The sequence below is a fragment of the Streptomyces sp. RK9 genome (assembly GCF_045070545.1).
In the GTDB taxonomy this organism is placed as follows: domain Bacteria; phylum Actinomycetota; class Actinomycetes; order Streptomycetales; family Streptomycetaceae; genus Streptomyces; species Streptomyces alboflavus.
The window spans coordinates 3,829,100-3,855,877 of the sequence record NZ_CP173704.1 but is presented as its reverse complement, the minus strand read 5'-3'; the positions used below and the strand labels follow the sequence as shown (position 1 = coordinate 3,855,877).

Annotated in this window: 23 protein-coding genes; 9 read left to right on the top strand and 14 right to left on the bottom strand. The window is 71.6% G+C overall.

Going from position 1 to position 26,778, the window contains the following annotated elements; genetic code table 11:
- Positions 1-82 precede the first annotated feature (82 nt).
- On the top strand, positions 83-1,969 hold the full coding sequence (locus AB6L24_RS36885; RefSeq protein ID WP_405663599.1) for a collagenase: 1,887 nt from the start codon (positions 83-85) through the stop codon (positions 1,967-1,969).
- A 76-nt stretch (positions 1,970-2,045) separates the two neighbouring features.
- On the opposite strand, the gene AB6L24_RS36880 is transcribed toward AB6L24_RS36885, so the two are convergent.
- From AB6L24_RS36880 to AB6L24_RS36860, 5 genes are all read right to left on the bottom strand, one after another.
- Entirely contained in the window at positions 2,046-3,062 is a 1,017-nt protein-coding gene (locus tag AB6L24_RS36880; RefSeq protein WP_405662848.1) for a TIGR03842 family LLM class F420-dependent oxidoreductase, read from the bottom strand.
- Positions 3,063-3,110: 48 nt separating this feature from the next.
- The gene (hydA, locus tag AB6L24_RS36875; protein ID WP_405662846.1) at positions 3,111-4,514 is read right to left on the bottom strand and encodes a dihydropyrimidinase; all 1,404 of its coding nucleotides are present in this window, start codon (positions 4,512-4,514) and stop codon (positions 3,111-3,113) included.
- Positions 4,515-4,607: 93 nt separating this feature from the next.
- On the bottom strand, positions 4,608-5,891 hold the full coding sequence (locus AB6L24_RS36870) for an aspartate aminotransferase family protein (protein ID WP_405662843.1): 1,284 nt from the start codon (positions 5,889-5,891) through the stop codon (positions 4,608-4,610).
- Positions 5,888-6,730: a nitrilase-related carbon-nitrogen hydrolase gene (locus tag AB6L24_RS36865; RefSeq protein WP_030361840.1), complete on the bottom strand. Its 843-nt coding sequence runs from the start codon at positions 6,728-6,730 to the stop codon at positions 5,888-5,890. The genes AB6L24_RS36870 and AB6L24_RS36865 overlap by 4 nt, the downstream gene beginning before the upstream one ends.
- Before the next feature lie 173 nt (positions 6,731-6,903).
- A complete protein-coding gene (locus AB6L24_RS36860; protein ID WP_405662839.1) occupies positions 6,904-8,469 on the bottom strand; it encodes a hypothetical protein in 1,566 nt (521 codons plus the stop codon).
- Between the two features lie 465 nt (positions 8,470-8,934).
- Here AB6L24_RS36860 and AB6L24_RS36855 point away from each other — a divergent pair, with 465 nt between their 5' ends.
- From AB6L24_RS36855 to AB6L24_RS36845, 3 genes are all read left to right on the top strand, one after another.
- On the top strand, positions 8,935-10,176 hold the full coding sequence (locus tag AB6L24_RS36855) for a Cmx/CmrA family chloramphenicol efflux MFS transporter (protein WP_405662837.1): 1,242 nt from the start codon (positions 8,935-8,937) through the stop codon (positions 10,174-10,176).
- Between the two features lie 95 nt (positions 10,177-10,271).
- Complete coding sequence (locus AB6L24_RS36850) at positions 10,272-11,714, top strand: MFS transporter (protein ID WP_405662835.1); 1,443 nt, start codon at positions 10,272-10,274, stop codon at positions 11,712-11,714.
- Positions 11,711-12,187 (top strand): MarR family winged helix-turn-helix transcriptional regulator, encoded by a 477-nt coding sequence (locus tag AB6L24_RS36845; RefSeq protein WP_405662832.1) that lies wholly within the window; start codon positions 11,711-11,713, stop codon positions 12,185-12,187. The genes AB6L24_RS36850 and AB6L24_RS36845 overlap by 4 nt, the downstream gene beginning before the upstream one ends.
- Before the next feature lie 2 nt (positions 12,188-12,189).
- Here the strand turns inward: AB6L24_RS36845 and AB6L24_RS36840 are convergent, their stop codons facing one another.
- Positions 12,190-12,441, bottom strand: a complete 252-nt coding sequence (locus AB6L24_RS36840) for a helix-turn-helix domain-containing protein (protein ID WP_380860998.1) — start codon at positions 12,439-12,441, stop codon at positions 12,190-12,192.
- Between the two features lie 50 nt (positions 12,442-12,491).
- Here AB6L24_RS36840 and map point away from each other — a divergent pair, with 50 nt between their 5' ends.
- On the top strand, positions 12,492-13,259 hold the full coding sequence (map, locus tag AB6L24_RS36835; protein ID WP_405662829.1) for a type I methionyl aminopeptidase: 768 nt from the start codon (positions 12,492-12,494) through the stop codon (positions 13,257-13,259).
- Between the two features lie 26 nt (positions 13,260-13,285).
- Here the strand turns inward: map and ggt are convergent, their stop codons facing one another.
- Positions 13,286-15,184: a gamma-glutamyltransferase gene (gene ggt, locus AB6L24_RS36830; protein WP_405662827.1), complete on the bottom strand. Its 1,899-nt coding sequence runs from the start codon at positions 15,182-15,184 to the stop codon at positions 13,286-13,288.
- Positions 15,185-15,288: 104 nt separating this feature from the next.
- Here ggt and AB6L24_RS36825 point away from each other — a divergent pair, with 104 nt between their 5' ends.
- The 3 genes from AB6L24_RS36825 (at position 15,289) to AB6L24_RS36815 (ending at position 19,164) form a co-directional block, all read left to right on the top strand.
- Entirely contained in the window at positions 15,289-16,050 is a 762-nt protein-coding gene (locus tag AB6L24_RS36825) for a hypothetical protein (RefSeq protein ID WP_380861004.1), read from the top strand.
- A 189-nt stretch (positions 16,051-16,239) separates the two neighbouring features.
- Positions 16,240-17,451: an Ig-like domain-containing protein gene (locus AB6L24_RS36820; protein ID WP_405662824.1), complete on the top strand. Its 1,212-nt coding sequence runs from the start codon at positions 16,240-16,242 to the stop codon at positions 17,449-17,451.
- A gap of 117 nt (positions 17,452-17,568) precedes the next feature.
- Positions 17,569-19,164 (top strand): CocE/NonD family hydrolase, encoded by a 1,596-nt coding sequence (locus AB6L24_RS36815; RefSeq protein ID WP_405662822.1) that lies wholly within the window; start codon positions 17,569-17,571, stop codon positions 19,162-19,164.
- 47 nt (positions 19,165-19,211) lie between these two features.
- On the opposite strand, the gene AB6L24_RS36810 is transcribed toward AB6L24_RS36815, so the two are convergent.
- From AB6L24_RS36810 to AB6L24_RS36785, 6 genes are all read right to left on the bottom strand, one after another.
- A complete protein-coding gene (locus AB6L24_RS36810) occupies positions 19,212-20,108 on the bottom strand; it encodes an amino acid ABC transporter permease (RefSeq protein ID WP_385713264.1) in 897 nt (298 codons plus the stop codon).
- The gene (locus AB6L24_RS36805) at positions 20,105-20,749 is read right to left on the bottom strand and encodes an amino acid ABC transporter permease (RefSeq protein WP_405662820.1); all 645 of its coding nucleotides are present in this window, start codon (positions 20,747-20,749) and stop codon (positions 20,105-20,107) included. The genes AB6L24_RS36810 and AB6L24_RS36805 overlap by 4 nt, the downstream gene beginning before the upstream one ends.
- A 9-nt stretch (positions 20,750-20,758) precedes the next feature.
- Positions 20,759-21,667, bottom strand: a complete 909-nt coding sequence (locus tag AB6L24_RS36800; RefSeq protein ID WP_405662818.1) for a glutamate ABC transporter substrate-binding protein — start codon at positions 21,665-21,667, stop codon at positions 20,759-20,761.
- Between the two features lie 13 nt (positions 21,668-21,680).
- On the bottom strand, positions 21,681-22,424 hold the full coding sequence (locus AB6L24_RS36795; RefSeq protein WP_087886414.1) for an amino acid ABC transporter ATP-binding protein: 744 nt from the start codon (positions 22,422-22,424) through the stop codon (positions 21,681-21,683).
- Between the two features lie 121 nt (positions 22,425-22,545).
- Positions 22,546-22,986: a DUF6278 family protein gene (locus AB6L24_RS36790; RefSeq protein ID WP_405662814.1), complete on the bottom strand. Its 441-nt coding sequence runs from the start codon at positions 22,984-22,986 to the stop codon at positions 22,546-22,548.
- Positions 22,987-23,113: 127 nt separating this feature from the next.
- The gene (locus tag AB6L24_RS36785; RefSeq protein ID WP_405662812.1) at positions 23,114-23,557 is read right to left on the bottom strand and encodes a DUF3093 domain-containing protein; all 444 of its coding nucleotides are present in this window, start codon (positions 23,555-23,557) and stop codon (positions 23,114-23,116) included.
- A gap of 322 nt (positions 23,558-23,879) precedes the next feature.
- On the opposite strand from AB6L24_RS36785, the gene AB6L24_RS36780 reads away from it, so the two are divergent.
- Positions 23,880-25,685: a GDSL-type esterase/lipase family protein gene (locus AB6L24_RS36780; RefSeq protein ID WP_405662811.1), complete on the top strand. Its 1,806-nt coding sequence runs from the start codon at positions 23,880-23,882 to the stop codon at positions 25,683-25,685.
- 276 nt (positions 25,686-25,961) lie between these two features.
- Here the strand turns inward: AB6L24_RS36780 and AB6L24_RS36775 are convergent, their stop codons facing one another.
- Positions 25,962-26,741 (bottom strand): exodeoxyribonuclease III, encoded by a 780-nt coding sequence (locus tag AB6L24_RS36775; RefSeq protein WP_405662809.1) that lies wholly within the window; start codon positions 26,739-26,741, stop codon positions 25,962-25,964.
- Between the last annotated feature and the right edge of the window lie 37 nt (positions 26,742-26,778).

Here is a 26,778-nt window from a genome sequence, read left to right as displayed (position 1 = left end):
CACTTTGAAACGCACCTCACGACCACAGAAGTCCCGCGCACCGAGAACTCCCCTGGCCCGGCTCCTGATATCGGCCCTCGCCATGTGCCTCGGCCTCGGCCTGGTCGCCTTCACCGGCCAGGGCGCCACGGCGGCCGCCGGGGCCGAGCCCCCCGCGCCCCGCCCCGGCACCGCCCCCTCCCCCGCCACCCCCACCTCGACCGAGGACCTGCGGGCCACCGAGGCCGAGCACGCGGCCAAGCCGACCAAGGACCCCTCGAAGCGCCCGCCCGCGCACACCGTCGAGCAGGCGCCCAAGGCCTCCCGCAGCGCCCCGAAGGCGGCCTGCAACGTCTCCGACTTCACCTCGAAGACCGGCAGTGCCCTGGTCAGGCAGATCAAGTCCTCGGAGACCGCCTGCGTCAACACGCTGTTCGGCGCGACCGGTTCGGACGCCAGGGCCCTGTTCCGCGAGGAGCAGATGGTGACGGTGGCCCGCGCGCTGCGCGACACGGCCGTCAACTACCCCGGGAACAACAGCGGTTCGATCACGCAGATCGTCCTCTACCTGCGCGCGGGCTACTACGTGCAGTGGGGCCAGCCGGACACCGTCGGCTCCTACGGCCCGGCGCTGAAGAGCGCGGTCCAGGGCGGCCTCGACGCGTTCTTCCGCTCGGCGCGCGCCTTCGACGTCACCTCGGCCAACGGCGAGACCCTCGCCGAGACGGTCACCCTGATCGACAGCTCGGGCGAGAACGCCCGCTTCCTGAACGTCGTCAAGCGGCTCCTCAACGACTACGACGCCTCCTACGACGCCCACTGGTGGATGGTCGCGGCGGTCAACAACACCTACACCGTGCTGTTCCGCGGCCACCAGGTGCCGGAGTTCGTGGCCGCCGTACAGGCCGACCGGAGCGTGCTCACCACCCTGCGGGACTTCGCCGTCACCCACGACGGCCTGCTCGGCACCGACAAGTCGTACCTCACCGCCAACGCCGGGCGCGAGCTGGGCCGCTTCCTGCGGCACGAGCAGTTCGGCGGCGTGGTGCCGCAGCTGGTCAAGCAGCTCCTCGACCGCAGCCGCATCACCGGCCGCACGGCCCAGCTGTGGGTCGGCCTCGCCGAGATGACGGACGCGTACGACAAGGACAACTGCTCGTACTACAACACCTGCGACCTGCAGAAGCGCGTGCGGGACGCCGTCCTGACGGTCAAGCACACCTGCGCCCCGAGCCTGCGGATCGTCGCCCAGCAGATGACGTCCACCGAGCTGGGCGCCGCCTGCTCCAGCCTGCTCGCCCAGGACTCCTACTTCCACGGCGTGGCCAAGGACAACGGCCCGGTCGCGAACGACAACAACACCACCCTCGAAGTCGTCGCGTTCGACTCCAGCAGCGACTACAAGACGTACGCGGGCATCGTCTTCGGCATCGACACCAACAACGGCGGCATGTACCTGGAGGGCAACCCGGCGCAGGCCGGCAACCTGCCCCGGTTCATCGCGTACGAGGCGGAGTGGCTGCGCCCCGACTTCCAGATCTGGAACCTCAACCACGAGTACACGCACTACCTCGACGGCCGCTTCAACATGTACGGCGACTTCGCGGAGGGCATGAAGACGCCGACCGTGATGTGGGTGGAGGGCTTCGCCGAGTACATCTCCTACTCGTACCGCGGTGTCACCTATGACGACGCGATCGAGCAGGCGGGCAAGAAGACGTACCGGCTCAGCACGCTCTTCGACACCACCTACGACAACGCCGACAGCACGCGCATCTACAACTGGGGCTACCTGGCCGTCCGTTACCTGATCCAGTCGCACCCCCAGGACGTGACGACCCTGCTCGGCCACTACCGCAAGGGCGACTGGGCGGCTGCCCGCACCCTGCTCACCAGCACCATCGGCACCCGCTACGACGCGGACTTCGCCAACTGGCTGGACAAGTGCGCCGCGGGCGACTGCGGCACCCGTCCGGGCGTCCGGGGCTGACGCTCCATCAGTCCCCCACGGGACGGCGCGCGGGCGGACAACGGCGTCCGCCCGCGCGCCGGTCTCACCCGTGCGGCTACCGCCCCAGCGCCGGGATGACCGTGCTGCCGTAGCCGTCGATGACCTTCTCGCGGGCGTCGTGCATCGCGTACACCGCGAACTGGTCGACCCCGAGGTCCCGCAACTGCTCCAGTTTCTCCTGGTGTTGAGCGGCGGTGCCGATGACGCAGAAGCGGTCCACGATCTCGTCGGGCACGAACGCGGTGTCCGGGTTGCCGGCGCGGCCGTGGTGGGCGTAGTCGTACCCCTCGCGGGCCTTGATGTAGTCGGTCAGCGCCTCGGGCACCAGGCCCGAGTGCTCCCCGTACTTGGCGACCAGGTCGGCCACGTGGTTGCCCACCATGCCGCCGAACCACCGGCACTCGTCCCGGGCGTGCGCCAGGGACTCCGGCGAGTCGTCGTCGGTGAGATAGGCGGGCGCCGCCACACAGATCTTCACGGCCGCCGGATCGCGTCCCGCCTCCACCGCCGCGGCCCGCACCGCCTTGACCATCCACTCCGTCAGGAACGGGTCGGCCAGCTGGAGGATGAACCCGTCGGCCTTCTGTCCGGCGAGCGCCAGGGCCCTCGGGCCGTACGCGGCCATCCACACCGGCAGCTTCCCGTCGCGCACCCACGGGATGCGCAGCGTCTGCCCGCCGACGTCGGCCTCCCGGCCCTCGGCGAGGTCACGGACCACGTCGATGCACTCGCCGAGGCGGGCCAGGGTGTTGGGCTTGCGGCCGGCGACGCGCATGGCCGAGTCGCCGCGACCGATGCCGCACACGGTGCGGTTGCCGTACATGTCGTTGAGCGTGGCGAACGTGGAGGCCGTGACCTCCCAGGTCCTGGTGCCCGGGTTGGTCACCATCGGGCCGACCGTCAGATGTTCGGTGTGCTCAAGGATCCGGCTGTAGATCACGAACGGCTCCTGCCACAGGACCGCCGAGTCGAACGTCCAGCCGTAGCGGAAACCGCGCTCCTCGGCGCGGCGCATCAGGTCGACCACGGCGGACGCGGGCGGGTCGGTCTGCAGGACAAGTCCGAAATCCACGAGGGACCTCCTTGCTGGTTCAGGTGAGTGAGCGGCGCGCGCGGCCGGTCAGCTCAGGTACTGGCAGGTGGCGCGCGGGGTGTAGAGGCCGTGCCCGGCGCGGCCGGTGAACTCCCGCTGGTCGATGACGAGTTCACCGCGCGAAAGGACCGTCTCGACGCGGCCGGTGACCTGCTTCCCCTCGTACGCGGAGTAGTCGACGTTCATGTGGTGGGTCTCGGCGGAGATCACCTGGGTCGCGGCGGGGTCGTAGACGACGACGTCCGCGTCGGCGCCGGGGGCGATGGTGCCCTTCTTCGGGTAGAGGCCGAACATGCGGGCCGGGGTGGCGCAGGCGATCTCGATCCAGCGGCGGCGGGTGATGTGCCCGTCGAGGACGGCCTGGTGCAGCAGGTCCATGCGGTTCTCGACGCCGGGCAGGCCGTTGGGGATCTTCGAGAAGTCGCCGCGGCCCAGCTCCTTCTGGCCGGTGAAGCAGAACGGGCAGTGGTCGGTGGAGACCACCTGGAGGTCGTTGGTCCTGAGGCCCCGCCAGAGCGCCGCCTGGTGCTCGCGGGGCCGAAGGGGCGTCGAGCAGACGTACTTGGCGCCCTCGAAGTCCGGCTCGGCGAGGTTGTCGGTGGACAGGAACAGATACTGCGGGCAGGTCTCCCCGAAGACGTCGAGACCCTTGTCCCGCGCGGCCGCCAGCTCCGCGACGGCCTCCTCGGCGGAGACGTGCACGACGTACAGCGGGGCGCCCGCGACCCGGGCGAGCTGGATGGCGCGGTGCGTGGCCTCGGCCTCCAGGAGGACCTTCCTGACCTCGCCGTGGTAGCGGGGGTCGGTCTCGCCGCGCTGGAGGGCCTGCTCGACGAGGACGTCGATGGCGATGCCGTTCTCGGCGTGCATCATGATCAGCCCACCGTTGGCGGCGGAGCGCTGCATGGCGCGCAGGATCTGCCCGTCGTCGCTGTAGAAGACGCCCGGGTAGGCCATGAAGAGCTTGAAGGAGGTGATGCCCTCCTCCACCAGTAGGTCCATCTCCTTGAGCGTCCGGTAGTTGACGTCGGAGAGGATCATGTGGAAGGCGTAGTCGATGGCGCACTTGCCGTCGGCCTTCGCGTACCAGGCGTCCAGGCCCTCGCGCAGCGACCGGCCGACGGTCTGGACGGCGAAGTCGACGATGGTGGTGGTGCCGCCCCAGGCGGCGGCGCGGGTGCCGCTCTCGAAGGAGTCCGACGCGAAGGTGCCGCCGAACGGCAGCTCCATGTGGGTGTGCGCGTCGACGCCGCCCGGGATGACGTACTTGTCGCTCGCGTCGATGACGCGGTCCGCGCTCCAGGCCTCGGCGGCCCGGGTGCCGCGCGCGGCGAGCGCCGCGATCCGGCCGTCCTCGATCAGGACGTCGGCGTGCAGCTCCTCGGCGGCGGTGATGACGAGGCCGCCGCGGATCAGGGTGCGGGTACTCATGGTGGTGCGCTCCCTTTCGTACGTACGGGGGTACGCGAAGTGCGGTGCGGTGCGCGGGCCCGGGGGGTGCCCGCCCACGGGGCGGGGCGCGGCCTAGACGCTCCGCAGGGCCCGCTCCAGGATCGCGGCGCCCTCCTCGGCCTCGGCGACGGTCAGCGACAGGGGCGGGGCGACGCGCAGCACGCTGGTGCTGTGCCCGCCGCCCTTGCCGATGAGCAGTCCGCCGTCGCGGGCCGCCTCCAGGACCGCCGCGGCCGCCTGCGGGTCGGCCTCGTCGGTGCCGGGCCTGACCAGCTCGATGCCGATCATCAGGCCCCGGCCGCGCACCTCGCGGACCACGGGGAGCTGGGCGCAGATGGCCCGCAGCCGCTCGATGAGCAGCCCGCCGACGCGGCGCGCGTTGCCCTGAAGGTCGTGCTCCAGGAGGTACGAGAGGTTGGCGAGGCCCGCGGCCATGGTGACGGGCGAGCCGCCGAAGGTGGAGATGGAGTTGGCGTCCAGGGAGTTCATGATCTCTGCGCGGCCGACGACGCCGCCGATGGACATGCCGTTGCCGATGCCCTTGGCGAAGGTGAGCAGGTCCGGCGGTCCGGCGGCGGCGTGCGCCTGCCAGCCCCAGAAGTGGTCGCCGGTGCGGCCCCAGCCGGTCTGCACCTCGTCCGCGATCCACAGGATGCCGTGCTCGGCGAGGACCTCGCGGAAGGCGGCGTACAGGCCGTCGGGCGGCGAGGTGAAGCCGCCGACGCCCTGGACCGGCTCGGCGATGAGCGCGGCGACGCCGCCGCGGGACTGGCCGAGCATGTCCCGCAGATCGGCGACGCACGCCGCGGTGAACTCGGCGTCACTGAGGGCCGCGTAGGGCCCGCGGGAGCGGACGCCGCCGTGGACGTACAGCGTCTGCAACGGCGACAGGCTCGTGGGCGACCAGGACTGGTTGCCGGTGATGCCGACCGTGGTGAAGGAGCGGCCGTGGTAGCTGTTGCGCATCGCCAGGATCTGGTTGGAGCGGCGGTGGGCGGTGGCGAGGAGCAGCGCCGTGTCGTTGGCCTCGGTGCCCGACGTCGTGAAGAACACGCGGGCGTCCGGGATGCCGGACAGGGCCGCGATCCGCTCGGCGAGGTCGACCATCGGGCGGTTCAGATAGAGCGTGGAGCTGTGGATGATCCGGCCGGCCTGCTCGGCGATCGCCTTGGTGACGTCGGGCAGCGCGTGCGCGGTCATGGTGGTGAGGATGCCGCCGAAGAAGTCGAGGTAGCGCCGTCCTGCGGCGTCCCAGACGTGGCGGCCCTCGCCGTGCGTCAGCTCGATCGGCTCGTCGTAGTAGAGCGCGAGCCAGTCCGGCAGGACGGCCCGGTGCCTTGCGTAGAGGTCCTTCACGGGTTGACCAGCCCTTCGTACGCGTCCGGGCGGCGGTCCCGGTAGAACGCCCACTGTTCGCGGACCTCGTCGATCAGGTCGAAGTCGAGGTCGCGCACGACGAGTTCCTCCGCCTTGTCGCTCGCCGTCTCGCCGACGAACTGCCCGCGCGGGTCCACGAAGTAACTCGTGCCGTAGAAGTCGTTGTCGCCGTACTCCTCCTGGCCGACGCGGTTGATCGCGGCGATGAAGTACTCGTTGGCGACGGCCGCCGCGGGCTGCTCCAGCTGCCACAGATAGGCGGAGAGACCGCGGGACGTGGCCGACGGGTTGTAGACGAGCTGGGCGCCGTTCAGGCCCAACTGGCGCCAGCCCTCGGGGAAGTGGCGGTCGTAGCAGATGTAGACGCCGACGCGGCCGACGGCGGTGTCGAAGACGGGCCAGCCGATGTTGCCCGGCCTGAAGTAGAACTTCTCCCAGAATCCCTTGACTTGGGGGATGTGGTGCTTGCGGTACTTGCCGAGATAGCTGCCGTCGGCGTCGATCACCGCGGCGGTGTTGTAGTAGAAACCGGCCTGCTCGACCTCGAAGACCGGCACGACGATCACCATGCCGGTCTCGCGCGCGAGGTCCTGCATCCGGCGCACCGTGGGCCCGTCCGGCACCGGCTCCGCCCAGCGGTAGTGCTCCTTCTCCTGGACCTGGCAGAAGTAAGGAGCGTTGAAGACCTCTTGGAAACCGATGACCTTGGCGCCCTGCCGAGCGGCTTCGCGGGCGTGTTCCTCATGCTTGGCGATCATGGATTCGGTGTCGCCTGTCCAGGTCGCCTGGACCAGTGCGGCGCGTACGACATTGGCCATGAGCTGCTCCTTCGACGGGACGTCAGAGAGCCTCTACGCCCGTAGACTTCTTGCGTAGACAGACGAACGTAAGCCCCATCGACGGCCTTGCCAAGACCATCGTCGTAACGCGGCGGAGTCGATCATGTTTCGCACCCGAGCGGGTGACGGACCCGCGCGGGCCACGGCGTGGCTCAGGTGGTGAAGCCCGCGACGCGCAAGGCGTGCACGAGGTCCCAGTGGCGCTCGTCCGACGCCGCCTTCGCGGCTTCGAGGAGCTGCGGGATGAGCCGGGGCGGGTCGGTGTGCGCGCAGGCCGCGACGTCCTCGGCGCTGCGGACCCGGACGAACGCGTCGAGCAGCGCCCTGGCCTCGCGGGTGCGCCCCGCGTCGGCCAGCGCGATCAGGGACTCGGCGATCTCCGGGGCGGGCCGGGCCACGCCCTGGCGCAGCAGCTTGCGGCAGTCCTCGGCACGGCCCGCGCCGGCGAGCGCGTCCGCGACGGCCACGAGCCGGCCGGGCGGCAGCGACGCGGCCTCCCACAGCAGGGTGGCCCAGTCGGCGGCGAGGCCCGCGTGGTGCAGTTCCTCGGCGAACAGCGGGAGCCTCGCCGCAGGCCATCCCGCCGCCTCGACGAGCACCCCGTGCGCCTCCCCGCTGCGGCCCTCGCCGCGCAGCCGGATCAGGGCCTTCACGGCGTCGACGGTGACGCGCTCGTCCGCGAGGTGCGCCTCGGCGGCGGCACGCGCCTCGGCCGCCTCGCGGTCACCGGCGGCCCGGTCCACGGGCCTGGACCGCCTCGGGGCGCGCGGCGCGGCGTCCATGGCCTGGGCGTAGCGCGCGCCGCGGGGCGTCCCCACGTCGTCGGACGCCCCGTCCGCCACGGGGACGACAGCGTCCCCGTAGGGCTCCACGCCGTCCGCCTCGTCCGCGTCGAGCCCGGCGAACCCCGCGAAGCGGGCGCCCCGGGGGCGGCGGCGGGGGTGGGACTGGGGCGGGACGCGGGGGGTGCGGCCGTTCGCGTCGGCCTGGGCGTGCTCGTCCGGGGCGGGGGCGGACTCGCCGGTGGGGGCGGGAAGGGGCGCGCCGGGCTCGTACTCGGCGGGGCGGGAGTCGTACGCGGAGCGGGCGTCGTACTCGGCGGGGCGGGAGTCGTACGCGGCCTGCCGGGCGTCCGGGGAACTGCCCGGCTCCGCCCCCGGCGGGGCCCCGTCCTGCCCCGGCCCCCCGAAGTCCACCCACTGCGGCGCGCTCGCCCGGTCGAGGCGGTCGATCCGCGCCCGCAGCTCCCCGCAGCGCGCGGCCGCGCGTTCGTGGTCGTCGCGCACCCACGCCAGGTCCAGGTGGATGCGGTCCACCTCGTCGGGGGTGGGGGCGACGGCGAGGGCCCGTGCCAGTTCGTGCTGCCGGTCCAGGGCGAACCGCTGCTCCTGGAGCATCAGGTCGAGCCGGTCGCTGAGGAGTTCGCGGGCGCCCGGCCGGTCGTCGTGGGCGGCCACCGACGCCGCGTGCAGGGCCCGCGCCCGTGCCGTCTCGGCGTGCGCGACGCCCACCCCCGCGTCGGCCGCGAGGTCGTGGAGCAGCGCCTGCACCACGTCCCAGGGCGGCACCTCGGCACCCTCGAGGCAGGCCCGCATGCCGTCGGGGTCACGGGCCAGGAACACCCCGCACCACCCGCCGTCCCGATCGAGCCGGGCCAGCAGGTCGTTCAAGTACTTTGCGAACTCCCGGATCTCGTCCGGGAGTTGTCCCACTGCCATGGTCGGGCACCGCCCCCTGGGAGACTGGAGTCTGCCGGTCCGGAAGATAACACCAGATGGGTTACGGGACGGCTACACGCGGTTTTCCGAAGGCTTCATTAATTACTTGGACGTGCGGCGACAGACGTGGTTAGTCTGCGCACATGTCCAGTCCCGAGGCGAACAGACGCTAGCCACCGGCGCTCCGGTGGCTGCTCCACGGACTCCTTGAGCTCCTGACCGGGTTCCGGAGTCCCTCGCTGCCGCGTGGCAGCGACACCGACGTCGTGCCACATCCCGGTACGACATCGTGTCGCTCCGCGGCCCTCCGCCACAGGATCGCCGCAGTGCCGTGGTCACGGACTGCTCTCTCCCCCTCTCCTTCCCCGCGCGGCAGCCGCGCGGCGCGAGCGCGGCCTTCGCCGCGCCGCCGAGGGCTGCCCGCGGGGCTCGTCGATCCTCTTTCAGTGGTTGCGGAGTCTCGCTGTGCCATTCGTCCTGTACCTGCTCGCTCTCGCCGTGTTCGCCCAGGGCACGTCCGAGTTCATGCTGTCCGGCCTGGTGTCGGACATCGCCGCCGACATGGGGGTGTCTGTCCCGGCCGCCGGTTCGCTGACCTCGGCGTTCGCCGTGGGAATGATCGTGGGGGCGCCGCTGATGGCGGTGTTGAGCCTGCGCTGGCCGCGCCGCCGCGCCCTCCTCGGCTTCCTGATCACGTTCCTGCTCGTGCACGTGGTCGGCGCCCTGACCACCAGCTACGCCGTCCTGCTCGGCACCCGCGTCGTCGGCGCGCTCGCGAACGCCGGTTTCCTCGCCGTGGCCCTCGCCACCGCCACGACCCTGGTCGCGCCGGACGCCAAGGGCCGGGCCACCTCCATCCTGCTCGGCGGCACCACGCTCGCCTGCGTCGTGGGCGTGCCGGGCGGCGCGCTGCTCGGCCAACTGTGGGGCTGGCGCGCCGCGTTCTGGGCGGTGGCACTGATCTCGGTGCCCGCCGTCGTCGCCGTCGCCAAGGCCGTACCGCCGCCCGCAGCCGTCTCCGCCACCCCGGCCACAACCGCCGCCCCGGCCGCACCCTCCGCCGCGCCCCCGTCCACGCCCGTCACCCCGCGCACCGGGGCCCGCGCGGAACTCCGCGCCCTGCGCTCCCCCGTGCTCCTGGTGACACTCCTGCTCGGCGCGCTCGTCAACGGCGCCACGTTCTGCGTCTTCACCTACCTGGAACCGCTGGCCACGCGCGTCTCCGGCATCGACGACGCGTGGATGCCCGGGCTGCTCGCCCTGTTCGGGCTCGGCTCGTCGGTCGGGGTCGCGCTCGGCGGGCGGCTCGCCGACACGCGGCCGCTGCCGCTCCTGGCGGGCGGCACGGTGGCGCTGCTCGCGGGCTGGGTGGCGTTCGCGCTCACGGCGGGCAGCCCGGTCGCGGCGGTCGTCCTCGCCTTCACCCAGGGGATGTTGTCGTTCGCGGTCGGCTCCACCCTGATCTCGCAGGCGCTGTACGCGGCGACGGAAGCGCCGACCCTCGCGGGCGGCTTCGCCACGGCCGCCTTCAACCTCGGCGCGGCGGTGGGCCCTTGGGCGGGCGGCCGGGCCATCGCGTCGGGGCTCGGCTACCGCTCCCCCGTGTGGGTCGGCGCCCTGTTCGTGGCACTGGCGCTCGCGACGGCGGGGGCGGCGCTGCTCGCGCGGAAGCGTCTCCAGCATCGCCAACACCTCCAGAAGCTCTAGCACCGCCGGCACCGCCGCCCCCGGAAGGTAACGCTCAACATTTAGTTGTGTCATTGTAATGATTACAGCAACACAACTACTTTCCGGGGGCGCTCATGACCCACCCCACCCCTCACGGCCGCTGGACGGTCCTTGCCGTCTGCTGCCTGAGCCTGTTGATCGTCAGCCTCGACGTCACCGCCCTGAACGTGGCCCTGCCGTCCATCCAGCAGGACCTCGACAGCTCGCTGTCCGGGCTCCAGTGGACGGTCGACGGCTACACCCTCGTGCTCGCGAGCCTGCTGATGTTCTCGGGCTCGCTCGCCGACCGCGTGGGCCGCCGACGCGTCTTCCAGGTCGGCCTGACGGTCTTCACCACGGCCTCGCTGCTGTGCAGCGCCGCTCCGGGCCTCGGCTGGCTGATCGCGGCACGCGTGCTCCAGGCGATCGGCGGCTCGATGCTCAACCCCGTGGCCCTGTCGATCATCAGCAATGTCTTCCCCGACTCCCGCGAACGCGCCCGCGCGATCGGCGTCTGGAGCGGCGTCGTCGGCATCAGCATGGCCGCGGGGCCCATCATCGGCGGCGCGCTCGTGGAGTCGGCCGGCTGGCGGGCGATCTTCTGGATCAACGTGCCCATCGGCCTGGCCGCGCTCGCCCTGACCCGGCGGTACGTGCCGGAGTCCCGCGCCGAGCGCCCCCGCCGCGCCGATCCGGTCGGGCAGGTCCTGGTCGTCGTCCTGCTCGCCACGGTGACGTACGCGATCATCGAGTCGCCGGTCAGGGGCTGGACGTCACCACTGGTCGCCGGGTGCGCGGGCGCGGCGCTGTGCGCGCTGCTCGGACTTCTGCGGTACGAGACCCGCCGCGTCGACCCCCTCATCGACCTGCGATTCTTCCGTTCCGTCCCCTTCGCGGGTGCCACCGTCATCGCCGTCGCCGCGTTCTTCTCGCTGGGCGGCTTCCTCTTCGTCAGCTCCCTGTACCTGCAGGACGTACGGCGGCTCGACGCGCTGCACGCCGGTCTGTTCCTGCTGCCCATGGCCCTCGCGGCGCTGATCGCCGCGCCGCTGTCCGGGCGGATCCTCGCGGCACGCGGGCCCCGCGTGCCGCTGGTGACGGCCGGGGCCGCGCTGTGCGCGAGCGCCGCCCTGCAGGCGCTCACCTACTCCGGACACCTCTCGGTGGCGCCGCTGTTCTGCGCCTACGCGCTGTTCGGGATCGGCTTCGGGATGGTGACCGCCCCCATCTCCCACACCGCCGTGTCCGCGATGCCGCGCTCGCAGTCCGGCGTGGCCGCCGCGGTGGCCTCGGCCTGCCGCCAGTTCGGCCAGTCGCTCGGCGTGGCGGTCACCGGCGCGCTCATGGCGACCGGCGCGCACAAGGGCACGGCGGCCTTCCTCCAGTCGAGCCGGACGGCCTGGTGGATCATCGCCGGGTGCGGCGGGGCGGTCCTGCTGCTGGGTACGCTCACCTCTGGCCGCTGGGCGCAGTCCACGGCCCGGCTCACCGCGGAGCGGCTGGCCGCCGAGGAGACAAGAACGACGGTGAGGACTTGACGGAACGCCCGGGCGACGACACGGACCGGCGGGTGGACGACCCCGGCGCGCAGCGGGACGACGCCACCGTGCAGGCGGCCACGCGGGCCTGGCAGGGCCTCAACACCCTCCTGATGGACCGCCACAACCGCCGCAAAGAGGTCGCCGAGGCGCTCGGCATGAGCTTCAGCCGCATCCGGGCCCTGCGCCGGATCGCCCCCGGCCCGCTCACCCTGCGGGAGTTGGCGCAGCGGCTCGGCGCCGACCCGCCGTACACCACCGTGATCGTCGACGACCTCGTGCGGCGCGGCTTCGCCGAGCGCGTCCCGCACCCCGTCGACCGGCGCGCCAAGCTGGTCCGACTCACCGCCGAGGGCGAGGCGGCCGCCGAGCGTGCCGTCGCGATCCTCTCCGCCCCGCCGGCCGACCTGCTCGCCCTGGGCCGCGAGGACATCGAGGCCCTCGACCGCGTGGTGGCGAAACTGCTCGGCTGACCTCAGACGGGAACCAGCGCGCAGGCCCGCGCCACCTCGTCCATCGAGAGCTCCAGGGCCACCGCGAGGGCCGCCACCGTGAAGAAGGCGGGCGTCGGCGCCCGGCCCGTCTCGATCTTGCGCAGCGTCTCCGCCGAGATCCCGGCGCACGCGGCGACCTCCACCATGCTCCGCTCACCGCGCGCCGCGCGCAGGAGCAGACCGAGCCGCTCGCCGCGTTCACGCTCTTCAGGGGTCAAGGGGGTGCGAACCATGTTCCCATCCTACCCCTGGACGCCATTTAAATACCGGTATAGTAATTGGCATGGTCGAACTCAAGACAGACACATCCATCGAAGCGATGCGGGAGGCCGGGCGCGTGGTCGCGCGCGCCCTGACGGCGGTGCGCGACGCGGCGGCCGTCGGCGTGGTGCTCCGGGACCTGGACGAGGTGGCGCACCAGGTCCTGAAGGACGCGGGCGCCACGTCACCGTTCCTGCACTACCACCCGGCGTTCGCCCCGGTCCCCTTCCCCGCGACGCTCATCACGTCGGTGAACGACGCGATCGTGCACGGCATCCCGGACGGCTATCGCCTGCGGGACGGCGACCTGGTCTCCGCGGACTTCGGCGCCAGCCTGAACGGCTGGGTGGGCGACTCGGCCATCAGCTTCGTCGTCGGCACCCCGCGCCCCGAGGACACGCTGCTCATCAAGACCGCCGAGCAGGCCCTGGAGGCCGGCATCGCCGCGGCCGTCGTGGGCAACCGCATCGGCGACATCGCGCACGCGGTCGGCACGGTCTGCCGGGACGGCGGGTACGGCATTCCGGACGGATTCGGCGGCCACGGCGTGGGCCGCAGCATGCACGAGGACCCCGGGGTGCCGAACGAGGGCCGCCCGGGCCGCGGCATGCCGCTGCGGCACGGCATGGTGCTCGCCATCGAGCCGATGCTGATCGCCGGTGGCAAGGACGGCTATCACGCCGCGCCGGACGGCTGGACCCTGCGCACGAACGACGGCAGCCGCGCGGCCCACGTGGAGCACACGGTGGCGATCACGGACGCGGGCCCGCGCATCCTCACGGCCCTGTGAGCCACGGGAGGCGGGCCCGAGCCGGACTACGACCTCGGCTTCACCACCATCGCGGACCCGCCTCCCCTGCGCTCCTTCTCGGCCGCCGCGAGCCACTGCCCGCCCGCGAGCCGCTGCACGCCGGTCGCGGCGCCGATCTCCGGGTTCTGCCGGAAGGAGTGCCCGATCGCCTCCAGCCTGCGCCGGGTCTCGCTGTTCCACAGGCCCGGTTCGAGCTCCGTCTGGGCGGCGTTGCGCTGGCTGGCGCGCGGCGCCGCGATGGCGTCGACCAGCGGCAGGCCCCGGTCGAGGAAGCCGGTCAGGGTCTGCAGGACGGTCGTGATGATGGTCGCGCCGCCGGGCGAGCCGAGGGCGACGACCGGCCGGTCCCGCTCGTCGAGGACGATGGTCGGCGAGAGCGACGAGCGCGGGCGCTTGCCGGGCCCCGGCAGGTTCGGGTCGTGCACGGCCGGGTTGGCGGGCGCGAAGGAGAAGTCGGTCAGCTCGTTGTTGAGCAGGAAGCCGCGCCCGGGCACGGTGATCCCGCTGCCGCCGGTCTGCTCGATGGTGAGGGTGTACGCGACGACGTTGCCCCATTTGTCGGCCGCCGTCAGATGCGTGGTGCTCTCCCCCTCGTACGTCGTCGGGGCCGCCTTGTCCCCGGCGCGGCAGGGCACCGGGTTGCGCGGGTCACCGGGTGCGAGCGGGCTCTTCAGGACGGCGTCGTCCTTGATCAGGCAGGCCCGGGAGTCCGCGTACTTCTGCGAGAGGAGCTCCTTCTTCGGTACGTCCTCGAAGGCCGGGTCGCCCACCCAGCGCCCCCGGTCGGCGAACGCGATGCGGCTGGCCTCGATGAAGCGGTGCAGATAGCGCGTGCGGGTGGCCTCGGAGAGGTCGGTGCGCTCCAGGATGTTCAGGGCCTCGCCGACGGTGGTGCCGCCGGAGGAGGACGGCGCCATGGAGTAGACGTCGAGGCCGCGGTAGGACGTCTTGGTGGGGGTGCGGCGCTTCACCGCGTAGTCGCGCAGGTCCTTCATGGACAGGTCGCCGGGGCGGGCGTTGCGCCCGGAGTCCGGGTCCACGGGCGGCTTGTTGACGGTGCGCACCAGATCGCGGCCGAGCTTGCCGTCGTACAGCGCGTCGACGCCCTTGTCCCCCAGCTCCGCGTACGTCCGCGCGAGGTCGGGGTTCTTGAACGTCGAGCCGACGACGGGCAGTTCCCCGCCGGGCAGGAACAGGCGGGCGGTGTCGGGGAAGTCCGCGAACCGCGCCTGGTTCGACGCGGTCTGGGAGCGGAAGGTCTCATCGACGGTGAAGCCGTGCCGCGCCAGGCGCTCGGCGGGCTTCAGGACCGTGCCGAGCGACCTGCTGCCCCAGGAGTCGAGCGCCTCCTGCCAGGTGGCGGGCGTGCCGGGGGTGCCCACGGCCAGGCCGCTGGTGACGGCGTCCGCGAACGGCAGCGGCTTGCCGTTCTCCAGGAAGAGCCCGGAGTCCGCGGTGCGCGGCGCGGTCTCACGGCCGTCGAGGGAGCGCACCGTGCGGGACTTCGCGTCGTAGTACACGAAGTAACCGCCGCCGCCGATGCCCGCGGAGTAGGGCTCGCTGACGCCGAGCGCCGCGGCCGTGGCGACCGCCGCGTCCACGGCGTTGCCGCCCTTCTTCAGGACCTCGATGCCGGCGGCGGACGCGTCCTGGTCGACGCTCGCCACCGCGCCGCCGTGGCCGACGGCCACGGGTGTCTTCTCCGGAGTCGTGGCACGCGAAGCGCCCGTTCCGGCCGTAGTGGCCGATGCCGGTCTTGCGCCGTGTTCGGCCGCGGTGGCCGATTCGGCGCTCGTGCCCGGTTGCGCTGAGCGCGAAGGCGAAGGGGGCGCCGCCGCACCGACCGTCACCAATACCCCGCCGACCGCACATAGCGTCAGATTCCGCACGAGACAGCGCCGCATTCGTACCTCCAGTCAACAGCCGTCTGCGCAGCGTAACTTCGGGCTCCGCGCCTGGCCATGGACTCTTCGAACGAGGCTCCGAATGGCCGCTAGCATGCGCCCCCATGACTGAAGACGTGCGCTATCTCGTCCTCGGCCTGGTCGCGGCCGTGCTCGGTGCCACCCTGGGCTGGCTCCTGCGTTCGCAGCTGTGGAAGCGCAGGCTCCGCCGCAAGCAGGCCTTCTTCGGGCTGCCCGCGAACGCCGAGTCGCTGCTCGTGGTCAACCGCGAGGCGAGCGGCCCGGAGCTGCTCGTGACCCGGCACGACGTGTTCTCGCTGCTCGAACTGGCCGCACTGATCAAGGAGTGCGGCGGGCACGCCCAGATCGTCGCGCACGACGCCGCCCAGCAGGGCTTCGGCGAGCGCACCGAGTTCTGCGTCGGCAACCCGGCGGTCCACCGCCGCATGGCCGCGCACATGCACTCGCTGCTGCCCGGCGTGCGCGTCAACACCGACCCGGAGCCGGGCCCGGACCGGGGCGCCTTCCAGATCGGCTCCGAGCGCTACCGCATGGAGGGCGGCAGGACCGAGTACGTCATCCTGGCCCGCCTCACCGCCGGGCAGGCGCCGGACGCGCGGCCCGTCTTCCTCTTCTGCGGCCAGCGCGCCATCACCAACCAGGCCGCGACCCGCTATCTGGCCCGCCACCACGAGCGCCTCGCCCGCAAGCACGGCAACCACTCCTTCGCGCTGCTCCTGAAGGTCGTGAACTCGCAGGCGTACGGACCGGACGTGGTCGAGCTCGTCGCGGACGTGACCCGCCCCGCCCAGGAGCCGATCCCGACCCCCGCCCCGACCGCGCGCAACTCCCACCGCGCCAAGTGAGCGGCCCCGCGGGCGGCGCGACGAGCGGCATCCGCGTGCGCGGCACGTGAGCACACCCCCACGGAACGTATGCCGCGAATAACGCCTCTATGACGTAGTCGGCAATTTCCGGGCGACGGGCAACCGAAGCGGACCACGCGCACTCTCACTCCGGGCAGGCCCTGAACATTCGCACGGAGGTACGTTTCCTTGAGGTCCCGGTCCCTGAGCCCGTCGTCCCGCCGACGCTCCATACGCCCCCGCCACGCCGCAGTCGCGGGCGTCGCGGCCCTGGCGGCCACCCTGTCCGCCTGCTCGGACGGCGGCTCCGGCTCCGACGACGCCAAGGCGGCCAAGCCGAAGGTCGCCGTGAACCTCTCCGGCGGCCAGGCCAAGGCGGGCGTCCCCGTCACGGTGAAGCTCACCACCAAGGACGCCAAGCTCAAGGACGTCGCGGTCGCCGACGCCGAGGGCACCAAGCTGGCGGGCAAGGTCTCGGCGGACGGCCGCAGCTGGACCTCGGCGCGCAAGGCCGCGCCCGGCACCAGCTACACCCTGCGGGCCACCACCGACGAGGGCGGCGAGGCGACGAAGTCCTTCAAGACGGCCCCGCCCGAGAAGGTCAACAAGGTCACGATCACGCCGGGCAGCAACCTCAAGACCGTCGGCGTGGCCCAGCCGCTCTCGATCGTCTTCGACCACCCGGTGAAGAACAAGGCCGAGGTGGAGAAGCACCTCAAGGTCACCACGTCCAACGACACCACCGGGTCCTGGGGCTGGATCAAGAACTACGACGGCAAGGACCGCGTCGACTGGCGGCCCGAGGAGTACTGGAAGTCGGGCACGAAGGTGAAGCTCGACGCCCAGCTCAACGGCGTCGACTCGGGCACGGACGGCGGCTGGTTCGTGCGCGACTACGACACCGCCGTCACCGTCGGCAAGAACCAGGTCGTCAAGGTGAACCTGGACAGCAAGACGGCGACCCTGACGCGGGACGGCAAGTCCGTCAAGCGGGTCCCGATGTCGGCCGGCACCCCCGGCGGCGAGAAGGCGTCCTGGGGCGGCACGTCGGTCCTGATGGCCAAGGAGGGCACGATCAACATGCGCTCCGAGACCGTCGGCCTCGGCGACGCCTACGACAAGATGGTCGACTACTCGATGCGGCTGACCTGGTCGGGCATGTACGCGCACGCCGCGCCCTGGAACGCCGCGTACTTCGGCAACACCAACCACAGCTCCGGTTGCGTCGGCATGAGCACCTCCGACGCCTCCTGGCTGTACGGCCAGGTCCAGGTCGGCGACCCGTTCGAGGTCACGGGCTCGGGCTCCAAGGGCACGCCGGACCCGGGCAACGGCTACGGCGAGTGGAACCTGTCGTGGGCGGACTGGCAGGCCAAGAGCGCGCTGAAGCAGACCTCTTGAGGTGACAGCCGCGTCAACAATCGTTACCGGGGCGTAACTTACCGACGGGTTACCCCCGGTAAAGAACCGCGGTTACCGTTCGGTCACTTTGCACTTTCAACAAGTGAGGAGTGACCCGTGCGAGACCCCCACCCGTCCCTGCGGTCCACTGCCGCAGGGACCGTCTCCGCCGCTCTGATCGCGGGCGCCGCCTTCGGGCTCGCCCCCGCTGCCCAGGCCGCGCCCGCCGAACGCCCCGCCGCGACGGCTGCGCCGAGCGTGCGGTTCGTCGACATCCCCGGTGACGGCGGCACCGTCCTGAAGGCCAACGTCGTCGCGCCCGCGGGCGCGACGACGGACAGCTCGTACCCCGCGATCGTGCTTCCCACCAGCTGGGCCATGCCGCAGATCGAATACATCGCGCAGGCCAAGAAGCTCGCCGCGGCCGGGTACGTCGTCGTCAGCTACAACTCCCGCGGCTTCTGGCAGTCCGGCGGCGAGATCGAGGTCGGCGGCCCCGAGGACATCGCCGACGCCTCCAAGGTCATCGACTGGACGCTGAAGAACACCCCCACCGACCCCGGCAAGGTCGGCATGGCGGGCGTCAGTTACGGCGCGGGCATCAGCCTGCTCGCCGCCGCCCACGACAAGCGCGTGAAGGCCGTCGGCGCGCTCAGCGGCTGGGGCGACCTCGTCGAGTCCATCTACAGCGGCCGCACCCAGCACGCCCAGGCGGGCGCCCTGCTGGGCGGCGCGGGCTACCTCACCGGACGCCCCAGCGCCGAACTGAAGCGCATCCTCAAGGACTTCCTCGGCTCGAACCTCGACAGCGAGGACGAGATGATCGCGTGGGGCAGCAAGCGCTCCCCCGCGACCTACCTGGACCGCCTCAACAAGAACGGCGCCGCGATCCTGCTCGCCAACGCCTGGGGCGACACCATCTTCCCGCCCAACCAGTACGCGAGCTTCTACGAGAAGCTGACGGGCCCCAAGCGCCTGGAGTTCCGCCCCGGCGACCACGCCACCGCCGAGGCCACCGGCCTGCTCGGCCTGCCCAACGACACCTGGACGACCACCAAGCGCTGGTTCGACCACTACCTCAAGGGCGAGAGGAACGGCATCGACAAGGAGCAGCCCGTCCAGCTCAAGTCGCGGTCCACGGGCGGATACGAGGGCTACGCGGACTGGAAGTCGGTCGGCGCGACCAGCAAGAAGATCGACCTCGCGGGCTCCACCACGATCCGCGCGAACGTCGACTCCGGGGCCAACGGCGGCATCGTGATGCTCTCCAACACCCTGGACCAGTTCCTGAAGTTGCCGCCGGTGGCGTCGATGCCGCTCCTTCCGCGCCGGTACGCGGCGGTCTGGCAGTCCGAGCGGGCGGAGCGGGAACAGCGGGTGCGCGGCACCGCCAAGCTGCACACGACGGTGACCAGCACCAAGGAGAGCGGAACCCTCGTCGCGTACCTCTACGACGTGGGCCCGCTCGGCCTCGGCAAGCTGGTCAGCAACGCGCCGTACACCTTCCACGGCAAGACCCCGGGCAAGCCGTTCGCCGTCGACCTGGAGCTGTTCTCCACGGCCTACGACGTCCCGGCGGGGCACCGGCTCGCCCTGGTCGTCGACACGGTCGACCCGCTCTATGTCGAGCACAACCCGTCCGGCGCGCAGCTGACCTTCTCCTCGCCCGGAACCGACCCGTCGTACGTGTCGGTCCCCCTGCGCGAGCAGTGATCTCCGGCTGCTGCCGGGCGGGCCTGGCCCTCCAGCTGCTGCTCCCGTCAGGGTCCTGGGGCCCTGGGGGGACCCCCGCCCGGCAGCAGCGTCCCTGGTTCAGCCGGGGCGACATCCACGGCCTCTGTCTTGGGACTGCGCTGCTGACGCTTGGACACCCAGTAGGCGAACCACGAAAGCAGCATGCACATCCCGATGTAGATCGGTGAGATCACCATGACCACGGGGATGAAAGGCAAATCGTAGTCGAGATTCGACGCGATGAGCTTCCCGGCATGGAGGAACTCCTCATAGGTGATCAGATAGCCGAGTGAGGTGTCCTTCAGGGCCACGACCAGCTGGCTGATGATGGCGGGCAGCATGGCCCGCACCGCCTGCGGCACCAGGACGTACGACATGACCTGGGTCTTTCTCATGCCAAGCGCGTAAGCGGCCTCCCTCTGGCCGCGCTCGACCGAGTTGACGCCGGAGCGGAACACCTCGGCGAGCACGGAACCGTTGTAGAGCGTGAGCCCGGCGACCAGCGCCGGCAGCGGCTGGACCTTCAGCGCCACGAAGACGAAGAAGATCATCACGAGCACGGGCATGGCCCGGAAGAACTCCACCAGGAGCGTGGCCACCCAGCGCACGGGCCGGTGGTCCGAGAGCCGCCCGGTGGCGAGCAGTCCGCCGAGGGCGAGCGAGAGCACGGCGGCGATGGCGAAGGCCTTCAGCGTGTTGCCGAGCCCGCGCAGGAGCAGTTCCTGGATGCCCTTGTACTCGAACGGCGTCCACTTGGTGGCGGTGAACTGGTCGGTGTCGAACAGCAGATACAGGATCCAGCCGACGAGCGCGACGATCAGGGCGGTGGAGAGGATGCCGTAGATCAGATGTCTGCGGCGGGTGCGCGGGCCCGGGATGTCGTAGAGCGCGGTGGCTTCGGGAGCGTGGGCGGTGGTGGTCATCGGGCGACTCCCCAGCGCTTCTCGAGGATGTTGAAGACGGCGCTGATGGCGAGGGTGATGATCAGGTAGCCGAGGGCGATCCAGACGAAGGTCCAGATGATGCTGTAGCCGAGTTCGCTGAGGGTCTTGTAGCTGCCGAGCAGTTCGGTGACGCTGAACGCCCCGGCGATCGCGGAGTTCTTGGCGAGCGCGATGAGCGTGGAGCCGACCGGCGGGATGACCGAGCGGAACGCCTGCGGGAGCACCACCGCGGACAGCGTCTGACGGAAGGTCATGCCGAGGCTGCGGGCCGCCTCGCCCTGGCCCTTGGGCACGGTGTTGATGCCCGAGCGCAGCGCCTCGCAGATGAACGCCGAGGTGTAGCAGCCGAGCGCGAGCACCGCGAACACCTTGAAGGGCAGCACGAGTCCGAACCGCGGCAGGCCGAGCAGCACCGCGAAGAACAGCAGCGTCAGCGGCGTGTTCCGCAGGACCGCCACCCACACCGCGCCGAACACCCGGAAAGAGCCGACGGGCGCCACCCGGAACGAGGCCATCACGAACCCGAGCGCGAGCGCGAGCAGCGAGGCGTACACGGTGAGTTCCACGGTGCCGAGGAAGCCGTCCCCGAAGGTGGAGAAGTTGTCTGTCAGTACGTCCACGACGCCTCCTCAGCTCGCCGGGTAGCGGTCGATGGCGGGCGGCTTCGGCGCCGGGACACCGGAGAGCCCGAGGGTCGCGTCGTACGCCTTCTTCCAGTCGCCGTTCTTCTCCCGGGCGGCGAGGGCATCGTCGATGGCGAACCGCAGTGTGGTGTCGCCGCGCGGCACACCGATGCCGTAGGGCTCCTTCGAGAACGGCTTGCCGACCAGCTTCAGTTCGTCGGGCACCTTGGCCGCGTACCCGATGAGGATCGCGTCGTCGGTGGTGACGGCGTCGACCTGATAGGTCAGCAGATTGTCGACACACACGGAGTACGTGTCGTACGCGACGAGCGTCGCCTTCGGGTAGTCCTGCTTGATGCGCTGGTACGGCGTGGAGCCCGCGGCGGAGCACACGCGCTTGCCGTTCAGGTCCTCGGGACCCTTGATGTCGTCCTCGTCGTGCCGCACGAGCAGGCCCTGTCCGGCCATGTAGTACGGCCCGGCGAAGCCGACGAGCCTCTTGCGGAGGTCGTTGATGGTGTAGGTGCCGACGTAGTAGTCGATCTGCCCGTTCTGCAGGGCCGTCTCGCGGTTGGCCGAGGCGATCGTCTTGAAGGAGATCTTCCCGGGGTCCAGGCCGAGGGAGGCCGAGACCATCTTGGCGATCTCGATGTCGAAGCCCGAGTACCTGCCGGTCGCCGGGTCCTTCTCGCCGAGGTAGGGCTGGTCCTCCTTGGCGCCCACGACGAAGCGGCCGCGGCTCTCGGCCTTCCGCCAGGTGCCGGACTTCGTCAGCTCGAAGCCCTTCGCCACCTGGTACTTCGGCAGCTCGCCGGCCGCGGGGCCCTTGGTCGGGGGGCTGCCCTCCTTGCCGCAGGCCGCGGTGGCGAGCGCGGTGAGGACGAGCGCGGCGAACAGACGTGTCGTACGGAGCATGCTCAGCCCCCCGTCAGTGCTTGAGGATCTTGGAGAGGAAGTCCTTGGCGCGCTCGCTCTCCGGGTGGGTGAAGAAGTCCTCGGGGGCCCGGTCCTCGACGATGCGGCCGTCGGCCATGAAGACCACGCGGTTGGCCGCCGAGCGGGCGAAGCCCATCTCGTGCGTGACGACGACCATGGTCATGCCGTCCCGGGCGAGCTGCTGCATGACCTCGAGGACCTCGTTGATCATCTCGGGGTCGAGGGCCGAGGTCGGCTCGTCGAAGAGCATCACCTTGGGGTCCATGGCGAGCGCGCGGGCGATGGCCACGCGCTGCTGCTGGCCGCCGGAGAGCTGCGCCGGGTACTTGTCGGCCTGCGAGGCGAGGCCCACGCGTTCGAGCAGCTCACGGGAGCGCCGGTCGGCCTCGTCCTTCTTGCGGCCCCTGACCTTCACCTGGCCCATGGAGACGTTCTGCAGCACGGTCTTGTGCGCGAAGAGATTGAACGACTGGAAGACCATGCCCACTTCGGAGCGGAGCCGCGCGAGTTCCTTGCCCTCCTCGGGCAGCGGCTGTCCGTCGAGCCGGATCCTGCCCGACTGGATGGTCTCAAGACGGTTGATCGTCCGGCAGAGCGTTGATTTTCCCGACCCCGAAGGGCCGATGACCACGACCACCTCCCCCTTGCCGACGGTGAGGTCGATGTCCTGGAGGACATGGAGCTCTCCGTAGTACTTGTTCACGTCACGCAGCTCGATCAACGGATCGACGGCCATGCCCAGACCTGCCCACTTTTCGCCGTGTCGGTCAGCGCAAACTATCCACGCGAAAACGGGACTTATTGGACGACACGCACTTATGGGCATTAACCGTATTTGAGGCTACGTTGCCTGGCGGCTACGTCTCGGACGCCTCCGCGTATACCTGAGACAACTCGGGGGTCCCCTGAACCGCCCAGTCGAGCCCCGCGGCGACCACGTCGATCTCCCGCCCGGACGCCAGGCGCACCACCGGCGTGCCGCCCGGCAGGACCTGCCAGACCGCGCCCGGCACGGTCCGCACGATCACCGTGCCCAGGTACAGGCCCGCGTCGTTGCCGAGCCAGGGCAGCGTCTCCGCGTCGTCGCGCCAGCGCGGCGGCAGCTGGTCGAGGGCGGCCAACGACGCCGGGGAGTCGTCGAGTTCCAGGCCGGCCGCGCCCGCCTGCGAACGCAGGAGTTCGCACTCGGACAGCAGTTCGCCCACACCGACCGGATCGTCCTCGAAGGCGGCCGCGAGCCTCAGGCCCGGCTCGCTCGGGTGCCGTTTGCGCCATTTGTCCAGGAACGGAATGTTCATGACCGGCCTCTCCGTGGGGTGCCCGGGGCGGCCTCCCCGGGTGGGCCGGGACGGCCGGACGGCGGATCCGCGCTCCAAGGAATGTATCTTGCGGCAGTTGATCTCGGAATGAGCGGAATCAGGCGAATCAGCGGCGGGTGAAGGCCAGGATCGTGGCCAGGTTCATCGGGCGGCGGGTGGAGAGGTAGAGGTAGGGCGCGGTGTGGTGCGGGCCCCGCAGCTCGACGCGCAGCGCGGTGGGGACGTAGGCGCGCAGCAGGAGCAGGGCGTAGGCGTTCGCCTTGTACGTGCGCCACTCGAAGGCCTCGCCCGCGTCGAGGATCTCCGTGCGTCCGAGGTCGTCGATCGGGATGACCCGGTCGCCCACGACGAGGGTGCCGGGCGTCACGACGATGCGGGCCGAGCCGTAGCGGTGGACCAGCGGCCCGAACACCCCGCCGACGAGGAGTACGCCGAACGCGGCGGCCACGGGCCCGAACGGCAGCAGCAGCCCGCCGAAGAGACAGCCCGCGAGCACGACGAGGAACCACCACACGGCCGGGACACTCAGGCGCTCATCGTAAAGGTGCATGCCGCCATCCTGGCACTGGCGCCCGGGCGGGGGTGAGGGGGCCGCCCCTGGCCGGGCGCGCGACCTCCGCCCCGGGCACGGGGTCACCCTCCGGCCGACGCACTCGGCCTTGGCCGGATCATGCGCCTGTGTCCATGCCGCGTTCATTGACGGGCCTCTGACTGCTCCTTAGTTTCATCACGCACCGTCCGTCGCCCCTTTCATCACGCACCACCTGTAGTCCGTTTCACCACGCACCACCTGTCGTCCGCCACCGCATGACGCACCGTCAGTCAGTCGTGCGGGTCGTGTCCGCCGTGCACCACGTCGTGGGAGGTCCGTCGTGCGAAGACGCATCTGGGGAGCCACCGCCGTACTCGCCCTGCTCACGGGCCTCGCGCCGGTGGCCGCCGCCGAGGCGGCACCGGGGGCCGAGCGGGCGTCCACCGCACCGACCACCCGGCCGCTCCCCCTGGAGCGGCTGTTCGACAACCGGGCCGTCAGCGACGACGCGCGCCCCGGCGACGCGGACTTCGACGGCGCCGGTGCCTCGCTGTCCGCGCGGGACCTGGCGGCGGCCGGCTGGACCCCCGGCCGGGTGCTCGGCGTCGACGGCGCCCGGGTCACCTGGCCGGACACGGCGGCGGGCGAGCCGGACAACGTACGGGCGGACGGGCAGGCGGTACGGGTGCGCGGGCGCGGTGACGCCCTCGCGTTCCTGGTCGCGGGCACGGGCGGCGACGCGAGCGGCACGGGCGGCGTGCGGTACCGGGACGGCTCGCGCGGCAGCTACCGTCTGACGGCCCCGGACTGGCGCGGCGGCCCCCTCGCCACCAAGTCCGTCGCCCTGCCCCATGTCAACACGCCCGGCGGCCAACTCACCGAGCGCGCCCGGCTGTACGTGGTCACGGTGCCGGTCGTCCGCGGGCGCGAGATCGCCTCCGTGACGCTGCCCAGGGACCCTGGCGGGGGCGCCGACCTGCATGTCTTCGCGCTGTCCGTCCGGGGCGGGACGACGGGGTGGACGGGCAGCTGGGCCGCCTCGACGGCCGGGTACGCCGCGGTGGGGCCCTGGCAGGACCGGACCGTGCGGCTCGTGGTGCACACCAGCGCCGGGGGGCCGCGGGTGCGGATCCGGCTCGACAACACCTTCGCGGGTACGCCGGTACGCATCGGGAGCGCCACGGTCGCCGTGCGGGCGGCGGGCGCAGGGGCCCGGGGGGAGCCGGTGGCGCTGCGGTTCGGGGGCCGGGCGGGCACCGAGATTCCCGCGGGGGCGCAGGTCTTCAGCGATCCGCTGCGGTTCGCGGTGCCGTCGGACGCGCATCTCCTCGTCAGCTTCCATCTGCCCGGCCCCGTGGCCGCCGCGCCCCTGCACAGCCAGGCCCTGCAGACCTCGTACGTCAGCGGGCCCGGCGACCACACGGCCGACGGGTCCGGGGCCGCGTACTCCTCGACCCTGCGGACCTGGCCGCTGCTCACCGGCGTCGACGTCGCCGGTGGGCCCGGGTCCGTGGTGCTGCTCGGCGACTCCATCACGGACGGCGTCGGCTCCACACCCGACACCGACCGGCGCTGGCCCGACGAGCTGGCGCGGCGCCTCCTCGCCCAGGGCCCCGGTTCCGGGGTGCCGCGCTACGGCGTCCTGAACCAGGGCATCTCCGCGAACCGCGTCCTCACCGACCGCTACCCCGGTGACGGCGTGTCCGCCGACACCGGTGGGGTCAGCGCCCTGCACCGCCTCGACCGGGACGTCTTCGCCCAGACCTCCGCGCGGACGCTCGTCGTCTTCGAGGGCGTCAACGACCTGCGGGCCGGGGCCGCCGCATCCGACGTCGTCGCGGGGCTGCGGGAGATCGCCCTGCGGGCGCGGGATCGGGGGGTGCGGGTGGTCGCCGCGACCGTCGTGCCGTGTGAGGGGGAGGCTCGGTGCACCGCCGCGGTGGACGCGGAGCGGGTGAAGGTCAACGCCTATCTCCGGGACGGCGGTGACTTCGATGCCGTCCTCGACTTCGACGCCGTGCTGCGTGATCCCGGGCGTCCCTCGCGGATGCTGCCCGCCTACGACAGCGGGGACCATCTCCATCCGGGGGATGCGGGGCTGGCGGCGCTGGGGCGGTCGGTACGGCTGAGCACGCTGGTGCCGTAGCCCTGGCGGGGGCTCCGCCCCCGGACCCCGTATCGGCGCTCCGCGCCTCGTCCTCAATCGCCGGACGGGCTCTCTCCCACCCACCCGCCCAACCTTGGACCTGCTGAGCAACAGCCCGGCACCTTCAGGCCGAGGCGGCACATTCCAGCCCGTCCGGCGTTTGAGGACGAGGCCGAAGGCCGATCGGCGGCGCCCCCGTCCTGCCCGAAGGGGCCCCCGCCCCCGGGGTCCAGGGGCGAAGCCCCGGTTTCGGGAAGGGGCGGGGTTGGGGAAAGCTCACAGGTCCAGGTCGACCACCACGGGCGCGTGGTCCGAGGCGCCCTTGCCCTTGCGTTCCTCACGGTCGACGTAGGAGTCGGACACCGCCTTGGTGAAGGGCTCGTTGGCGTAGACGAGGTCGATGCGCATGCCGTTGTTCTTGGGGAAGGCGAGCTGGCGGTAGTCCCAGTACGTGTACGGGCGGTCGTACTTGAGGGGGCGGGGGACGACGTCCGTGAGGCCGGTCTCGCGGAGGGCGGCGAGGGCACCGCGCTCGGCGGGCGTGACGTGGGTGGCGCCTTCGAAGAGGGCGGGGTCCCAGACGTCGTCGTCGGTCGGCGCGACGTTGAAGTCGCCGAGGACGGCGAAGGGCCGGGGCCCGGCCGCGTCCTCGGTGACGGCGACCTTGAGGGCGTCGAACCAGGCGAGCTTGTAGGCGTAGTGGGCGTGGTCGACCTCGCGGCCGTTGGGCACGTACACCGACCAGACGCGGGCCGGGCCGCAGGTGGCGGCGATGGCCCGGGGCTCCTGCGCGGCGTCGTAGTCGGGGCCGTCGGGCAGGCCCGTGGTGACGTCCTCGAGGCCGACGCGGGAGATCAGTGCGACGCCGTTCCACCGGCCCGTGGCGTTCACCGCGGACTCGTACCCCAGCTCGCGCAGGGCCTCGGCGGGGAACTGCTCCGCGGTGCACTTGGTCTCCTGGACGCACAGCACGTCCGTGCCGGTCTTCTCCAGCCAGGCCAGGAGCCGGGGCAGACGGGCGGTGATCGAGTTCACGTTCCAGGTCGCGATGCGCATGGGAAACAACCTACCCGCCACCACTGACAGCCCCGGA

Bases quoted from the DNA above. Each gene is read 5' to 3' on its own strand.
- AB6L24_RS36790 (WP_405662814.1), bottom strand. From the start codon at position 22,986: ATGAACATTCCGTTCCTGGACAAATGGCGCAAACGGCACCCGAGCGAG.
- AB6L24_RS36825 (WP_380861004.1), top strand. From the start codon at position 15,289: ATGACTGAAGACGTGCGCTATCTCGTCCTCGGCCTGGTCGCGGCCGTG.
- AB6L24_RS36860 (WP_405662839.1), bottom strand. From the start codon at position 8,469: ATGGCAGTGGGACAACTCCCGGACGAGATCCGGGAGTTCGCAAAGTAC.
- AB6L24_RS36810 (WP_385713264.1), bottom strand. From the start codon at position 20,108: ATGACCACCACCGCCCACGCTCCCGAAGCCACCGCGCTCTACGACATC.
- AB6L24_RS36800 (WP_405662818.1), bottom strand. From the start codon at position 21,667: ATGCTCCGTACGACACGTCTGTTCGCCGCGCTCGTCCTCACCGCGCTC.
- AB6L24_RS36885 (WP_405663599.1), top strand. From the start codon at position 83: ATGTGCCTCGGCCTCGGCCTGGTCGCCTTCACCGGCCAGGGCGCCACG.
- AB6L24_RS36865 (WP_030361840.1), bottom strand. From the start codon at position 6,730: ATGGCCAATGTCGTACGCGCCGCACTGGTCCAGGCGACCTGGACAGGC.
- map (WP_405662829.1), top strand. From the start codon at position 12,492: ATGGTCGAACTCAAGACAGACACATCCATCGAAGCGATGCGGGAGGCC.
- AB6L24_RS36775 (WP_405662809.1), bottom strand. From the start codon at position 26,741: ATGCGCATCGCGACCTGGAACGTGAACTCGATCACCGCCCGTCTGCCC.
- ggt (WP_405662827.1), bottom strand. From the start codon at position 15,184: ATGCGGCGCTGTCTCGTGCGGAATCTGACGCTATGTGCGGTCGGCGGG.
- AB6L24_RS36850 (WP_405662835.1), top strand. From the start codon at position 10,272: ATGACCCACCCCACCCCTCACGGCCGCTGGACGGTCCTTGCCGTCTGC.
- AB6L24_RS36840 (WP_380860998.1), bottom strand. From the start codon at position 12,441: ATGGTTCGCACCCCCTTGACCCCTGAAGAGCGTGAACGCGGCGAGCGG.
- AB6L24_RS36795 (WP_087886414.1), bottom strand. From the start codon at position 22,424: ATGGCCGTCGATCCGTTGATCGAGCTGCGTGACGTGAACAAGTACTAC.
- AB6L24_RS36785 (WP_405662812.1), bottom strand. From the start codon at position 23,557: ATGCACCTTTACGATGAGCGCCTGAGTGTCCCGGCCGTGTGGTGGTTC.
- hydA (WP_405662846.1), bottom strand. From the start codon at position 4,514: ATGAGTACCCGCACCCTGATCCGCGGCGGCCTCGTCATCACCGCCGCC.